Genomic DNA, 14,998 nt, shown 5'->3' on the forward strand with positions numbered 1-14,998 from the left:
CGGGCTTTTTACTTTATATTTTTGAGCCTAGTTTTTCAGCAACTGTATTTACATCTTTATCTCCTCTACCTGAGCAGTTAATTACAATTTCTGAATTACGATTGAGAGTTGGGCAAAGTTTTTCGAGATAGGCAAATGCATGAGCAGTCTCTAGTGCAGGAATAATACCTTCCAATTTACTAACTAATTGCAGAGCTTCGATGGCTTCAGTGTCAGTAACAGCCGCATATTCAGCACGTCCTATTTCTTTTAAGTAACTATGCTCCGGTCCAACTCCTGGATAATCAAGACCTGCACTAATTGAATGTGCCTCCTCAACTTGTCCATCTTTGTCTTGTAGTAAGAGACTCATTGCTCCATGAAGAACTCCTATCCTTCCTTCAGTAATTGTCGCTGCATGTCGACCAGTTTTGACTCCATCTCCGGCAGCTTCAACCCCAATCATTCGCACACTTTTGTCTTCAACAAAAGAATGGAAAAGACCCATCGCATTCGATCCGCCACCAACACAAGCTAAAAGAACATCGGGAGACCTCCCAAAAGCTTCTTTACATTGTTGCTTTGTTTCTTCTCCAATTACTGCGTGAAAATCTCTAACCAACATTGGATATGGATGTGGTCCCGCAACTGAACCGAGAATATAGTGAGTCGTTTCAACATTAGTGACCCAATCTCTAATGGCTTCGCTGGTTGCATCTTTGAGTGTTGCGGTTCCACTTGTTACTGGTCGCACAGAGGCTCCAAGTAATTGCATTCTGAATACGTTTAAGGCTTGTCTTCGCATATCTTCTTTTCCCATATAGATTATGCATTCCAATCCAAAACGAGCGCATACTGTCGCAGTTGCTACTCCATGCTGACCAGCCCCAGTTTCAGCAATAATTCTTTTTTTTCCCATTCGTATCGCAAGAAGAGCTTGCCCAAGTGCATTATTTATTTTGTGAGCACCTGTGTGATTTAAATCTTCTCTTTTAAGCCAAATTCGTGGTCCTTTTAATGTGTTTTTTCTATAATGTTCAGATAATCTAGTGGCTTCATATAGAGGAGTAGATCTTCCTACGTAAGTTTTTAGTAAATGATTCAGTTCTGAATTGAATGAAGAATCTTTCCATGCTTCCTTAGCCGCTTGCTCTAATTCAATTAGTGCTGGTATTAAAGTTTCAGGAACATATTGCCCTCCGTATTTACCAAATCGACCAAGAGCATTTGGTCTTGTTAATGGAGATAAATCCGAATCTTTAAATTGTGTTTGGAGTGTACCTGTCACCTTAGATTAAGAAGATAGTTACCAGCCCATAGAAAAAAAATGTCCAAAGGTGGCTGGAGTGAATTTAATGACCCTTTTAAGACAATAGGGAATGAAACTCAACATAGTGTTACTCCTAAAGGAAAGCGACAAGTTCTTCTAGAAAGAACCCGATCTGGAAAGAAAGGAAAACTAGTCACTGTGATTAAAGGATTAGAATTAAGGCAAGTAGAGGCAAAGAAAATTCTTAAAAATTTAAAAATAGCTTGCGGAACCGGGGGAGCTTTGAAAGGTGATTTTTTAGAGTTACAAGGCGATCAAATATCAAAAGCTCAAGATTTTCTTTTAAAGGAGGGTTTTAGACCTAAACAAAGTGGAGGTTGTCGATAAACTACGTCTATCAACATGGAGAATATTAAACAATTAGTCAGAATTCATGGAACAAAACGCTCAAACTCCTCTATCAAAATCCACTAATATCGTTTGGCACCAATCTTCAGTTGATAGAGACGCTAGATTTCAGCAAAGAGGACATCGTAGTGCAATACTTTGGTTTACAGGTCTATCTGGTTCTGGGAAAAGCACATTAGCCAATGCAGTAAATGTAGCTCTACACCAAAATGGTTATTCAACTTATGTTTTAGATGGTGATAACATCAGACATGGTTTATGCAAAGACTTAGGATTTTCTGATAAAGACAGAGAAGAAAATATTAGAAGAATTGGCGAAGTTTCTAAACTTTTTCTTGACGCTGGAATAATTGTTCTAACTGCATTCGTATCACCATTTAGAGTTGATCGCGATAATGCAAGATCATTAGTTGGAGAAAATGATTTTATAGAAATTTATTGTTCAGCTGATTTAGGGGTTTGTGAAACAAGAGATACAAAAGGACTTTATGCCAAGGCAAGAAATGGAGACATTAAAGATTTTACTGGAATCTCAAGTCCTTATGAAGATCCTCAGTCTCCAGAATTGAAAATTGATACTGGAAATCTAGAGATTGATAAATGTGTAGATATAGTTACTAATTTGCTGGTTGAAAAAAAGATTATTTCAAAAATTTCTTAATGAATTAGTAATTGATTTCACATTAATTATATTTGTTCTAGATACGTTTTAGCTCCAATCTCTTTCAGCCTCTGATCTTTTTTTACGACAAGTTCGTGAAGCTCAGATCTGTATTGTTTTAATTTATTTCTCAATTCAGTATTGTTAATTGACAAAATTTGAGTAGCTAAAAGGCCAGCATTAAGGCCTCCTTCAATGGCAACTGTTGCTACTGGGATGCCTGAGGGCATTTGCAAGATTGAATACATGGAATCTATTCCTGAAAGTACCTTGCTTCTGACTGGAACGCCTATTACTGGAAGGGTCGTCAGCGATGCGATCATTCCAGGTAGATGAGCAGCACCTCCAGCTCCAGCAATTATGACTCCAAATCCATTTAATTCTGCCATCTCAGCAAAATCCATCATTTCTCTTGGAGTTCTATGAGCAGATAAGATCCTTACTTCATTAGATATGCCAAATTGATCTAGAATTGCAACCGCAGGCTGAAGAGTTTTAAGATCTGAATCACTACCCATTACTACTGCTACTTCCTTAAATGTATTGGCTTCGGTTAAAGACAATTGTCAACTTTATAAATCTCATTCTTAATAATGCCAATTATTTATGAATCCTGCATTAATTTTTTTAGTTTTTAAGAAATGAGAAAAATTACAAACATAAGATTACCTCAAGCAGATAAATGCGAAGATGAAAATAATTTATTCTCACTAGTTTTAGATAAATATGGAATTATTCTCTCGATTGATAAAAGTTCTAATAGGAAATCAATTTATGACGAAGATTGGTGTGGTGATTGGCTAAGTCCAAGAGCGATTGATCTTCAAATAAATGGAGGTTTAGGGATATCATTTACAGAGTTAACTTTTAATAAAATACCTAAATTATTAACATTGCTTGATCGACTTTGGCTTGATGGAGTTGAAGGAATTTGTCCAACTTTTGTTAGTTGTTCTCGAGATCAATTCCAATTAGGGATGAAGGTCTTAAAGGAAACTAAAAAACATACTTCAATAAATAGGTGTCGACTTCTTGGTGCTCATATGGAAGGGCCTTTTTTATGTGAATCATATTCTGGAGCACATAATCTCAAAAGTATTTGTAAGCCAAGTGTTTCTGCTTTAAATGAGATAATCAGCGGATTTGAAGACGAAATAGCATTAATGACATTGGCTCCAGAGTTAAAAGGTTCTTTTGATGTAATTTCTCGTCTAAGAGAATTAAATATCGTGGTTTCACTGGGCCATTCCTCAGCTGATTTTGATTCGGCGATGAATGCTTTTAATAATGGAGTGACTATGGTTACACATACTTTTAATGCAATGAAAGGTTTGCATCATCGAGCTATTGGACCTATCGGGGCGGCTTTAAGAAGAGACGATATCTTCCTAGGACTGATTGCTGATGGTGTTCATGTTCATGCAGATATGATTAGGCTTTTAAAGATACTTGCACCAAAGCAAATTGTCTTAGTTAGTGATGCAATATCAGCTTATGGTTTAGGAGATGGATCGTTTAATTGGGATAAACGCTTGATAACAGTAGAAAATGGTTTATGCAGACTTCCAAATGAAACAATTGCAGGCTCCACTTTGCCTTTACTAGATGCATGCAAAAAAATAGCTAATTGGATTAATAATCCTTCTGCTGCTATTTGGATGGCCACACTTGCTCCACGTATGGTATTGAGTCATAACAAAATGACTTCAAAATCTTTTTATATTGGAAAAAATATTCAGTCTTTACTTCGATGGAAAATGAATTCTTGTAATCATCAGTTGTCTTGGCATATCGCTGCGTAAGATTGGTAAGAGGTAATTATTTGATTAAATGACAACGCAAATTGAGAACAATGAAAAGGCGGAAGTCACTGAATATTTTAATGGGACTGGGTTTGATAGATGGAATCGAATATATAGCGAAAGTGATGATGTAAATAAAGTGCAAAAAAATATAAGGATAGGTCACCAAAAGACGGTTGATGATGTCATCAGTTGGTTGAAAGAGTATGACAATATCGAGGACAAAAGTTTTTGTGATGCGGGATGTGGTGTTGGTAGCTTAAGTATTCCATTGGCAAAATTGGGTGCTAAATCGATTTATTTAAGTGATATTTCTGAAGCCATGATTAATGAGACAAAAAGCAGGGCACAGGAAGCAGGTTTGGACTTAAATAAGCTGAATTTTCGAACATCTGATTTAGAGAATTTAAAAGGTTCATTTAATACAGTTATTTGTTTAGATGTTTTCATTCACTACCCTCAACGGGAGGCTGAGGCAATGGTAAAACATCTCTGTCAATTATCTGATGAGAGATTAATTGTTAGCTTTGCTCCCTATACTCCTTTACTAGCTCTTTTGAAAGGTATTGGGCAACTATTCCCTGGCCCAAGTAAAACCACAAGGGCGTATACATTAAGGGAGACCGGAATTATTGAAGCCGCAAAGCAATCTGGCTTTACAGTGGTCAAAAGTAAGTTGAATCAAGCTCCTTTCTATTTTTCAAAATTAATAGAATTTGTAAAATCCTAGAGAACTAAACTTTTTATTCAAAAAAATATTTTAGGTAACTAAATGATTTTCAAGTGCATATCTAACTAATTCTGTTCTGCTAGAAGTACCGGTTTTAATAAATAATCGGCTCACATATTTCTCTACATTACGAATAGAAGTCTCAAGTTGTCTTGCAATTTCTTTGTTCATTAAACCTTCCGCTACTAGTTGTAAAACACTTGCCTCTCTTGGGGTGAAATTAGGAATCGAGTCATCTTTCCGTGAGTTATTTTTATCCCCATGGCTAAGCATTGATTTGATTTCTGTAATTTGTTTTGCCATTTGGCCAACATCAGCATTCGCAAATTTGGCTGCTTCAGTTAATAATCGCTCTTGCCGCTGAACTACATTCTTAACTCTTGCAACCAACTCATCGGGGTCAAATGGTTTTGGCATGTAGTCGTCTACACCTGCTTGATATCCTTGAGTTCTATCAGCAGTCATACCCTTGGCAGTAAGGAAAATGACAGGTGTACCCCCAAGTCTTTCATCTTCTCGAATTTTTTTTAAAAGCCCATAACCATCACATCTAGGCATCATAACGTCACTGATGATTACATCAGGGATAATTTTTTGAGCTTTTTCCCATCCTTCTTCTCCATCTACAGCGGTTGTAACTTCGAATCCTTCATCTTCAAGATAAGCCTGAACAGCACTTCTTAAACCAGGCTCATCATCGACAAGTAATATCCTTGGAGTCTGAGAAACTTCTTGTGTTGATGGATTTGGGTCACTCATAAAAATTGGACTTCTAGAGTATTAAAGAGGATATTAACCCTTATTCCTCTCTATTATTTAGCTTAACGAATGAATCAATGGATAATAATCATCTAATTTTTGATTTTCAGTCCTCAACTCCATGTTGTACGAAGGTCGTTGAGGAGATGGCTCCTTATTGGAATGAGTTGTGGGGTAATCCCTCTAATACGAATAATCGATCCGGTGTTTTTGCTTCAGCTGCAGTAGAAGTATCGCGTGAAAAAATAGCTTCATATTTGAACATCAATTCGAAAAGATTAATTTTCACGAGTGGAGCAACAGAAGCGAATAATTTGGGTTTAGTTGGACATGCAAGGGCTAAAGCAAGACTCATTGGAAAACCGGGACACATAATTACCGTTTCAACTGAACATCATGCAGTCCTTGATCCGCTTAGGCAGCTTCAAAAAGAAGGGTTCCGTTTGTCAGAATTAAAACCGAATAAAGATGGTTTAATCAATATTGAACAACTTTCTGAAGCTGTTGAAAAAGATACTTTTTTGGTTAGCGTCATGGCTGCAAATAATGAGATAGGGGTTTTGCAACCTATTGCGGAAATTGGGTCTTTTTGTAAGAGAAAGGGAATCGCTTTTCATACTGATGCCGCTCAAGCCCTGGGATACTTAGAATTAGAACCGGATAAACTTCACATTGATTTGATGAGCTTGAGTGCTCACAAAATCTATGGCCCTAAAGGTATTGGGGCTTTGGTGATTAGCGAAGGATTCCCTCTTGAACCATCTCAGTATGGAGGAGGTCAGGAGTTAGGATTAAGATCTGGAACGCTTCCTGTACCTTTAATTGTGGGCTTTGCAAAGGCAGTTGAAATAACAAAAAATGATCAGGATGAGAGGAATAAGAGACTTTTAATTTTTAGAAACTTATTGTTGAGTGGATTAAAAAAGAATATTTCTGGATTGAAAGTTAATGGATCTATCGATCAAAGATTGCCTCATAATCTAAATATCACTTTCCCTGGTGTAAAGGGAAGTCAATTGCATGGTCAATTAAGAAGGTTTATTTTTTGTACTAGTGGCTCAGCTTGTAGTAATGGTGAACCGTCTCATGTTCTGAGGGAGATAGGGCTATGCAAAAAAGATGCTGAAGCATCAATAAGGATGAGCATCGGGAGAAATACTGATGAGAAAGATATCAAAGAGGCTATTGAGATTATTACAAATATAGTGATTAATCTTAGACAATAAGTTAAGTCTATTTTATAAATTTCTTTGCTGAAATTCTTAACTTTGCACTCTTACTTCTTGGATTTAATTCTATCTCTTGAGGGGTTGCTCTCATGGGTTTTTTAGATAGTACTTTTAATCTATTGTCAGTTTTAAAACTTGATTTCACTCTTCTATCTTCTAATGAATGAAAACTCATTACCATAAATAGTCCATTCTCTAACAACCAGTTTGGAGCTTTAAAAAGTAAACTGTCGAGCGAGCCTAATTCATTATTTACTGCTATTCTTAAAGCCTGAAAAGTTCTTGTTGAAGGATGAATCCTACCATATCTTTGCTTGGGTGGGAAGCATCCGGCAATAGCGTAAGAAAGTTCTTGAGTTCCAGCGTACGGTCCATTTACTGCTAGATCATTTTTTATTTTTTTTGCAATACGCCTAGAGCGTTTTTCTTCTCCTAATTCATATATTAAATTAGCCAAATCCTGCTCAGAGAGAGTTTCAATAAGTTCTGCTGCACTTGAACCCTCTTTGGGATTCATGCGCATATCTATTGGACCATTTAAACGAAAGCTAAAACCTCGTGAAGGCTCATCAAGTTGATGACTACTAACTCCCAGATCCGCCAAGACGCAAATGGCTCGTTCGTCAATTGAAAAGTCTGCGAAGTTTGTAGAAATGATTTCTATTCTTGGTCCGAATTTTATTAATTTTTTTGATGCTGCTTCTCTAGCCATTGGGTCTTGGTCAAGCCCAATGATTTTGATACCTGGGAAATTTTCTAGTATTTGAGCTGAATGCCCCCCCCCTCCAATGGTGGCATCAATAATTAATCCGTGTTTTGTTAATTCACTTGGTAATTCCTTTAGAGATTGAATTATTTCTTTCCCCATTATAGGGACATGATTAAAGTTAGAACTTGAACTAATTGGCCCTTCTTTCATAAGTTTTCACTAGTATTTAGACATTGCTTTTGTTGGGCCCAATGACGCAGCTTGAAACGCGTACGGAGCCAATGGTGGTCAACTTTGGGCCACATCATCCATCGATGCACGGGGTATTGCGATTGGTCGTAACCCTTGATGGAGAGGATGTTGTTGATTGTGAACCAGTTATTGGTTACTTGCATCGTGGGATGGAGAAAATTGCTGAGAATAGAACAAACGTCATGTTTGTTCCTTACGTAAGTCGTATGGATTATGCGGCTGGTATGTTTTATGAAGCCATTGTTGTTAATGCTCCTGAGCGATTAGCAAATATAAAGGTACCGAAGAGAGCAAGTTATATCAGAGTGATAATGCTTGAGTTGAATAGGATCGCTAATCATTTGCTATGGCTAGGCCCATTTTTGGCTGATGTCGGGGCTCAAACTCCTTTCTTCTATATTTTTAGAGAAAGAGAGATGATTTACGATTTATGGGAGGCTGCAACTGGTCAAAGATTGATTAATAATAATTATTTTCGTATTGGTGGAGTTGCATGTGATTTACCTTGGGGTTGGTTAGAAAAATGCAAAGATTTTTGTGACTGGTTTGGTCCAAAAATTGATGAGTATGAAAAATTGATAACTAATAACCCTATATTTCGTAGACGTATAGAAGGTTTAGGAGTTATAGGAAAGGAGCAAGCGATTAATTGGAGTCTTTCTGGGCCAATGCTTCGGGCTGCAGGTATTCCATGGGATTTGAGAAAGGTAGATCATTATGAATGTTATGACGATTTTGAATGGGATATTGCATGGGAGAGAGAGGGGGATTGTTATGCAAGATATAGAGTACGTATTGAAGAAATGAGACAGTCATTAAAAATATTACGACAAGCTTGTGAGATGATTCCGGGGGGGGCGACAGAAAATCTTGAGGCACGAAGGACAGTTGAGGGAAAAAAAGGTGATTTTTCAGGGTTTGATTATCAATATGTAGCAAAGAAAGTTGCACCTACTTTTAAGATTCCTAATGGTGAGTTATATACACGTCTTGAGTCGGGCAAAGGAGAGATAGGAGTATTTATTCAAGGTAATAATGATGTAACTCCTTGGCGGTTTAAAATTAGAGCCGCTGATTCTAATAATTTGCAGATACTTCCTCACATTCTTAAGGGAGCTAAGGTCGCTGACATAATGGCCATCTTAGGTTCTATTGATGTGATTATGGGTTCTGTTGATAGATAGGTTTTTGGAAAAGCGTAATTCTAGAGAATGGTTATCCTTGAACCGAACAGTTCGTTTTGGTGAGACAGATGCCGCTGGTGTGGTGCATTTCCTTGAATTATTCAGATGGTGTCATGAAACTTGGGAAGAAAGTTTAGAAAAATATGGAATAGTTTTACAAGAAATTTTTCCTACGACCCAAATCAATAGAAGCAAACTGGATGTAGCGTTACCAGTTGTTCATTGTGAAGCAAATTATTTTCAACCACTTTATGTTGGAGATACTATCAATATTGAACTGAATCCAGAGAAGATAAATGAGTCCTCATTTGTACTTCGATTTGAATTTAAAAAGAATGGTGAGAAGATCTGTACTACATATATAAAACATGTATCGATAAATCCGATTACAAGAGAAAAATGTGCATTATCTAAGCCAATAAACTTGTGGCTTCATGAATCTAGTTTGTATTTTTAGTTAATAGGTCTATTAAAGGCTATCCAATCTTGCCATTTTTTTATTTCCCATTTTTTATTGATATTTCTTGAAAGTTTTGGGCAATCGTACCATTTCAGTGGTTTTTTGGATGGTTGCCAGTCTTCAATTAGATCAGTCAGAAGTGAGATAATTGGATATCTGTTGATTTCTTTCTCTTTGAATTTAGTTAAGGCAACTAAACGTTGTCCCCATTTCTTATCACTGACTCCTAGTACAAAAATGTCTTTAATTGGGATTTGATTTTTCGAGATTATTTTCATTAATTCCATTTCGATATCTTCTGGGAAAATCGTTTCACCTCCCGAATTTATAGCTGAATCTCTTCTGCCTAGGATTTGTATTGCTTTTCTATTGTCGAGAGTGATGTATTGCGCTAAATCGCCTGCTTCCCACCATCCATTTCTGTCCGTAATTGATTCGAATTTATTATTTTTCCATTTTGAAGTTGCAATCCTACTAGTTTTAATCTTAAGTGAATTTCTTTTGTTGATTTCTATTTCAACATCTTCTAGAGGGAACCCAACACTATCACTTCCTTTTAAAAAATCTTTGGGACTCAGGCAAGTCACCATTGCTACAGTTTCGGTGGCTCCATAACATGGAGCTAAATTAATAGACTTTCTTCGCGCCTTGTCAGCAAGATCTGTGGGGATCAAAGCTCCTCCAACCCAAATTATAGCTAAAGATTGAAGCCATTTTAAACCATCAGGATTATCAATCAAAGATAATAATTGAGTTGGGACTAGGGATGTAATCAGTGGACGTCTATATTTATTAGTTAATACTTCACTAAATTGCCTAAGTTGAAGCGGTTTATGCATTAAAGAATGTGAAATCCAGTGATACTCTGATCGCCAAGTGCAATGTCTCCACCAAGGCATGAAGCCACTTATATGGTGTAAAGGTAGTGAATTGAGAATGATGCACTCATTTGGCTTAAGGCCATGATTCTTTAACCACTTTCCGGTTGCCAAAGCCGAATTAGTTAGATTTTTAATTGATTGTAAACAAAGATTTGGTCCTCCAATGCTGCCCCCGCTTGAAATGATTATTCCTTCTCCCTCAGGTAAAGTTGACGATGTGGAAATTTTCGTTTGATCTTTTGGAGATGCTAGATATACCCAGTTATTCTTTTCAAAATTCTTCAGAATTTCTTTTGAACATTCCAGGTGTTTTTCAGGAATACATTTTACTATTGCAATTTTGCTCATGCGGCTTCCCAGACTAATTTGGGATTGTTATTAAAGAGTGGTCCCTGGGGGCACCATCCAGGTGCAAGTCCAGGTGCACAAGGATTTTCCCCTTTGACTTGCCTGGCAGCAAGATGATTGATCCACCTTCTCCCAATACCAGTTTCAAAAGCTGTGCTTATTACTGTTTGACTATCTTCTTGTTCTATTTCTTTTAAAAGTAATCGAGGATCACCATCTAATGCAGGGCGACGTATTTGCCAACTTTTCCAAGTTTTTCGTAAATATGGAAATTCAATCAAAGATTCATCTAGTGCGATTGGAATTTGATTGGCTAATGAAAATAAACCTTCAATGTCTTTTGATGGGAGTGGCTGTTCAATCCATTCCAAACGAGGTTCGTTTTTGAGTTCTTTGCTCCATTCTTGTGCTTTTTGACGACTCCAACCTCCATTTGGATCAATTCTAAGTTTGAAATTTTTCGGGAGAATATGTAAGATTTTTTGTAATATTTTCTCTTCCTTAAGATTATTTTCTTGGTTAGATACTTTCCATTTTATTGTACATGAACTTTTCTTTTCATTTGACCTCTCTATATAGTTAAATATTGACTCTAAAGGATCTATATCTGTAGGTAAAAGATAAGCTGATTTTGTGATCTCAAATCCTTCAAAATCTAGCTTTCTGATAGTTAGATTTTCTAAATCTGCCAATGAGGATCCCAATCCGAAAGAAAGTGCTCCTAGTCCTTTTGATTCACATAAATAATTTTCTATTGAATCTTTTGTAGTTTGTCTCCCAATAAAATCAAGACTTTCGATGCTTTTTTTTAATTCATTTTTCTCAATAGGGGAGACTTCACCCCATCCGCAATTTCCATCTGAGTCTTTTATTTGCAACAATAAACCTACCTTGTCATGAATAAATCCTTGCGAGGTGATTAACTTTCTTGTTAGTTGAAATGAAAATGGCTTGATATTAATTATTAATTTCATGATTCATCAAAATCAATAATTAATTATAAAAAAAATGATGATATGGCAAAACCTATACTTAAGCATAAACCATTAATTGTCTGAAAGCGCAAAGCTAAAAACTTACTGTTTTTAATTAGTTTTGGTTGATCGTGATGCCTTTTAATTAATTTGATCAGATCTACACCCGAAGGAAGGCTAATTAAACATATAAGAGACGTTACTGGCCATATTCCACTCATTACTGGCAATAGCTCTAACAAAAATATTAGACCAACCAACCACGGTAAATATTCTGCCGCTCGATGAGTGCCTAAAACGACTAAAGGTGATTTTTTACCGACAGCAGAATCTTGGTTGATTTGATGAAAATGCGAACAGAACAGAACTAGAGTGGTCGCCATCGCCGGACCTGCTCCAATTATTAGTGCTGTTCTCCAGGGGATAGAATGAAAATTTGATTTTGGAGAAATAACAATTAGTGCTGCAGCTGTCGCAAGCGGGCCAAAGGCAATCCAGCAAAGGGGTTCTCCTAATCCCTTATATCCAAGTCTAAATGGTGGTCCTTGATATAAATATCCAAGGATACAACATATTAAGACCAAAAAAAGTACTGTTATTTTACTGTTTAGAGCAAGGATAAATATGATAAATAAACCCAATAAAAGAGAAAAATATGCAACTCGACTTACAGTGGTTTTATTACCAGTTAAAGCGACTACCGAGTGGAATTTGTATCTGTCAACGCCAGTTTCATCGTCAAAAAGATCATTGGTAAGATTTTCCCAAAGCAAAATCAAAATAGAGGCAATTAGAAAACCGATGAATTGTCCTAGACGAATATTGCCATTATTCCCTAGCTCCCATCCTGCAGCTAAAATCACAGGCATTATTGCGACTGAATACAATGGCCACTTAATTGCCGCTTGCCAAAGATGTTTCCTTTCAGCTTTAGAAGACTTCACTGATAAAATAACCTGCTCTGTTTGTTTCTTGATTCCTTTCTTAAGCCTAGGCAGCAGTTCATATATTGGTTTATTTATTTCTAAAGGCTCTAATTGGTTATGAATTTAGAACCTGTATTTAGTGAGCTTTTAGTAGGTTCTCTTCGCAAATGGAGTGAACGAAAAGTTGATGAATGTATCTTGAGCAGTTGTGTCCCTGTAATTCAAGCAGATCCTTTAACGAACTTACCTTTAATTGCTAAAAAACATCAGTTTAGATTTCTTTGGGATCTTTCTCCCAGATTGTGCATTTCTGCCGGAGGACATTGTCAATCTTTGGATTTATCTGGACCAAAGAGGTTTGAAAATGCCCAAAGGTTTAGTGATGAGATTTTTACTCGATTGATAGATACTTTTCCAAGTCCAGCCTTTTCAGCATCAAGGATTTTATTTTCATTTTCATTCTTTGATCAAATTAAAAGTAATGAAAAATCAATAAATGATAAATTTTCTCTGCAGGCTGTTTTGCCTAAGTGGCAATTAACTGCAAAAGATGGATTTACATGGTTACGTTTAAATTCCGTTGCCCAAAATCCTTCAGATGTTCGTGAAGCTATAGAAAGATTATGGTCAATTCGAGAAAAGATAAATAGATCACCAGTTCGAATTGTCCATGATGTAAAAGAAAATTTCTTAGTCGATAACTTCTCTGATGATTGGAAATCTCAATATCGAGATGCTTTGGCTAAAGGGATCGAATTAATAAATGCAGGTGATTTAGATAAACTTGTATTGGCTACAAGACAACGTCTTTCTCTAAGAAAACCATTAGATCCACTGAAATTACTTGCTCGGTTAAGAGTTCAGCAAACTAATAGTTGCCGATTCCTATGGCAAAAAAATCATGGCGAGTCATTTTTTGGTGCATCACCTGAGAGATTGATAAGTCTCAATCAAAATAAGTTATTAATCGATGCTTTGGCTGGTACTGCAAAAAAAGGTGATGATGGAAAAGAATTACTTTCCTCCTCTAAAGATTTAAGAGAACATCATTTTGTGGTTAATTCTATTGTCGAACAACTTTTAAGAAAAGGTATTCAAGCAAGTCATCCATCTCAACCAAAATTAATTACTCAAGGCCATTTAATTCATTTGCATACTCTTATAAAAGCTTATGTCAAAGAAAAATCTCCTCTTGACTTGGTTGAAGCGCTTCATCCAACTCCTGCCGTTGCAGGTTTGCCACTTGGCAAATCTTTGAGTTGGCTAAGAGCTTTAGAACCATTCGATCGTCAAACATATGCTTCTCCAATTGGATGGATAGATAAACATCAAAATTCAGAATTTAGGGTGGCGATACGTTACGGACATGTGAGAGAGAATGAGCTAAAATTGTTTGCTGGTGCAGGGCTCGTACAGGGCTCAACTGTTGATGGAGAGATGCAAGAAGTGGCTTTGAAATTTGAGGTTTTAAGAAATCAATTAAACTTAGATAGGGTTAATTGTTCAAATGATCTATAAGGCAATCAATCACTTGATCTGCTAATGGAACATTCATTAGGTTTTCTACTTCTCTAATACCAGTTGGACTTGTTACATTAATCTCACTTAGCATTCCTCCTATAACATCTATTCCAACAAAGAAGAGACCTTCTTCCTGCAAAGACGGCTTTAATTGATTACATATCTCTATTTCTTTAGGTGTTAATCTAGTTATCTCAGCTTTTCCACCTAACGCAAGGTTGCTTCGGAAATCTCCTTTCTTTGGACGTCTATTAATTGCACCTAATGGCTCTCCATTAACTAAAAGAATTCTTTTATCGCCATTTATTACTTCAGGTAGAAATTGTTGCATCATCACTGGCAAATGTTCTTGTGAAGTAACAAGCTCTAGTAATGCTTCTAAGCCTGGAGCATCCTTTGCAATTCGTATGACTCCTTGCCCACCTTTCCCTCCAAGTGGTTTCAAAACAACTTCTCCGTATCCTTTTGCAAATGTAATTAATTGTTCCACTCTGCTTGCGACAAGAGTGGGAGCCATTAAATCGCTAAATCTTAAAGCTCCTAACTTTTCATTCCAAGCTCTAAGTGATGCAGGCTTGTTAATTACATTGACCCCATCTCTTTCTGCCACTTCTAATAAATGAGTTGCGTATAAAAAAGCCTCGTCAACAGGTGGATCTTTGCGCATCCAAATGCATGAGAAATCTTTTAAAGGAAGACTTTCAGAGGAATGGACATTGATCCATGGTTCACAATTGACTTTATTAGAAACCACCCATGCATCGTCCCCTCGAGCCTGCAGGTCAGAAGGAGTACAAATCCAAACATCTATTTTAGCTCTAGATGCTGCTTGCATAAGTGCTGCTGATGAATCCTTATTAGGATTAATATTTTCAATTGGATCAAGAACAAATAATTGCTTCATA

General features: G+C 36.6%; 16 protein-coding genes. 8 read left to right on the forward strand and 8 right to left on the reverse strand.

All coding sequences use genetic code 11. The features are described 5' to 3' along the window. Positions 1–13: 13 nt before the first annotated feature. Positions 14–1,267 carry a tryptophan synthase subunit beta gene (gene trpB, locus AC6EIZ_RS09135; protein WP_498510653.1) on the reverse strand — a complete coding sequence of 418 codons (1,254 nt, stop codon included), beginning with the start codon at positions 1,265–1,267 and terminating at the stop codon, positions 14–16. 39 nt (positions 1,268–1,306) lie between these two features. Between trpB and AC6EIZ_RS09140 the strand changes: the two genes are divergently transcribed. Beyond that, the gene (locus tag AC6EIZ_RS09140) at positions 1,307–1,636 is read left to right on the forward strand and encodes a translation initiation factor (RefSeq protein ID WP_498510655.1); all 330 of its coding nucleotides are present in this window, start codon (positions 1,307–1,309) and stop codon (positions 1,634–1,636) included. 46 nt (positions 1,637–1,682) lie between these two features. Continuing rightward, positions 1,683–2,318 (forward strand): adenylyl-sulfate kinase, encoded by a 636-nt coding sequence (gene cysC / locus AC6EIZ_RS09145; protein ID WP_498510657.1) that lies wholly within the window; start codon positions 1,683–1,685, stop codon positions 2,316–2,318. 26 nt (positions 2,319–2,344) lie between these two features. Here cysC and purE read toward each other — a convergent pair whose 3' ends face one another. After that, on the reverse strand, positions 2,345–2,881 hold the full coding sequence (gene purE / locus AC6EIZ_RS09150) for a 5-(carboxyamino)imidazole ribonucleotide mutase (protein ID WP_498510659.1): 537 nt from the start codon (positions 2,879–2,881) through the stop codon (positions 2,345–2,347). A gap of 78 nt (positions 2,882–2,959) precedes the next feature. On the opposite strand from purE, the gene AC6EIZ_RS09155 reads away from it, so the two are divergent. Next, positions 2,960–4,120, forward strand: coding sequence for an N-acetylglucosamine-6-phosphate deacetylase (locus tag AC6EIZ_RS09155; RefSeq protein WP_498510661.1), 1,161 nt, complete (start codon positions 2,960–2,962; stop codon positions 4,118–4,120). Between the two features lie 28 nt (positions 4,121–4,148). Next, positions 4,149–4,850: a magnesium protoporphyrin IX methyltransferase gene (gene bchM, locus AC6EIZ_RS09160; RefSeq protein ID WP_498510662.1), complete on the forward strand. Its 702-nt coding sequence runs from the start codon at positions 4,149–4,151 to the stop codon at positions 4,848–4,850. Between the two features lie 30 nt (positions 4,851–4,880). On the opposite strand, the gene AC6EIZ_RS09165 is transcribed toward bchM, so the two are convergent. Then, positions 4,881–5,609 carry a response regulator transcription factor gene (locus AC6EIZ_RS09165; RefSeq protein ID WP_498510664.1) on the reverse strand — a complete coding sequence of 243 codons (729 nt, stop codon included), beginning with the start codon at positions 5,607–5,609 and terminating at the stop codon, positions 4,881–4,883. Positions 5,610–5,686: 77 nt separating this feature from the next. Here AC6EIZ_RS09165 and AC6EIZ_RS09170 point away from each other — a divergent pair, with 77 nt between their 5' ends. After that, on the forward strand, positions 5,687–6,835 hold the full coding sequence (locus AC6EIZ_RS09170; RefSeq protein ID WP_498510666.1) for a cysteine desulfurase family protein: 1,149 nt from the start codon (positions 5,687–5,689) through the stop codon (positions 6,833–6,835). Positions 6,836–6,842: 7 nt separating this feature from the next. Here the strand turns inward: AC6EIZ_RS09170 and rsmH are convergent, their stop codons facing one another. Then, positions 6,843–7,757: a 16S rRNA (cytosine(1402)-N(4))-methyltransferase RsmH gene (rsmH, locus tag AC6EIZ_RS09175; protein WP_498510668.1), complete on the reverse strand. Its 915-nt coding sequence runs from the start codon at positions 7,755–7,757 to the stop codon at positions 6,843–6,845. Between the two features lie 41 nt (positions 7,758–7,798). Here rsmH and AC6EIZ_RS09180 point away from each other — a divergent pair, with 41 nt between their 5' ends. Together AC6EIZ_RS09180 and AC6EIZ_RS09185 are read left to right on the forward strand one after the other, a co-directional pair. Further along, positions 7,799–8,983: an NAD(P)H-quinone oxidoreductase subunit H gene (locus AC6EIZ_RS09180; RefSeq protein WP_498510670.1), complete on the forward strand. Its 1,185-nt coding sequence runs from the start codon at positions 7,799–7,801 to the stop codon at positions 8,981–8,983. A gap of 37 nt (positions 8,984–9,020) precedes the next feature. After that, positions 9,021–9,440 carry an acyl-CoA thioesterase gene (locus tag AC6EIZ_RS09185; RefSeq protein ID WP_498510672.1) on the forward strand — a complete coding sequence of 140 codons (420 nt, stop codon included), beginning with the start codon at positions 9,021–9,023 and terminating at the stop codon, positions 9,438–9,440. Here the strand turns inward: AC6EIZ_RS09185 and AC6EIZ_RS09190 are convergent. The 3 genes from AC6EIZ_RS09190 to menA are packed head-to-tail and all read right to left on the reverse strand — an operon-like array spanning position 9,437 to position 12,590. Then, positions 9,437–10,672: an AMP-binding protein gene (locus tag AC6EIZ_RS09190; protein ID WP_498510674.1), complete on the reverse strand. Its 1,236-nt coding sequence runs from the start codon at positions 10,670–10,672 to the stop codon at positions 9,437–9,439. The genes AC6EIZ_RS09185 and AC6EIZ_RS09190 overlap by 4 nt on opposite strands. Continuing rightward, positions 10,669–11,646 (reverse strand): o-succinylbenzoate synthase, encoded by a 978-nt coding sequence (locus AC6EIZ_RS09195; RefSeq protein ID WP_498510676.1) that lies wholly within the window; start codon positions 11,644–11,646, stop codon positions 10,669–10,671. The genes AC6EIZ_RS09190 and AC6EIZ_RS09195 overlap by 4 nt, the downstream gene beginning before the upstream one ends. Before the next feature lie 23 nt (positions 11,647–11,669). Beyond that, positions 11,670–12,590 (reverse strand): 2-carboxy-1,4-naphthoquinone phytyltransferase, encoded by a 921-nt coding sequence (gene menA / locus AC6EIZ_RS09200; RefSeq protein ID WP_498510678.1) that lies wholly within the window; start codon positions 12,588–12,590, stop codon positions 11,670–11,672. Positions 12,591–12,689: 99 nt separating this feature from the next. Between menA and AC6EIZ_RS09205 the strand changes: the two genes are divergently transcribed. Further along, positions 12,690–14,090, forward strand: coding sequence for an isochorismate synthase (locus AC6EIZ_RS09205; protein ID WP_498510680.1), 1,401 nt, complete (start codon positions 12,690–12,692; stop codon positions 14,088–14,090). Here the strand turns inward: AC6EIZ_RS09205 and gshB are convergent. Next, the gene (gene gshB / locus AC6EIZ_RS09210) at positions 14,068–14,997 is read right to left on the reverse strand and encodes a glutathione synthase (protein ID WP_498510681.1); all 930 of its coding nucleotides are present in this window, start codon (positions 14,995–14,997) and stop codon (positions 14,068–14,070) included. The genes AC6EIZ_RS09205 and gshB overlap by 23 nt on opposite strands. Position 14,998 lies beyond the last annotated feature (1 nt).

The sequence above is a fragment of the Prochlorococcus sp. G4PB16 genome, from assembly GCF_059772465.1.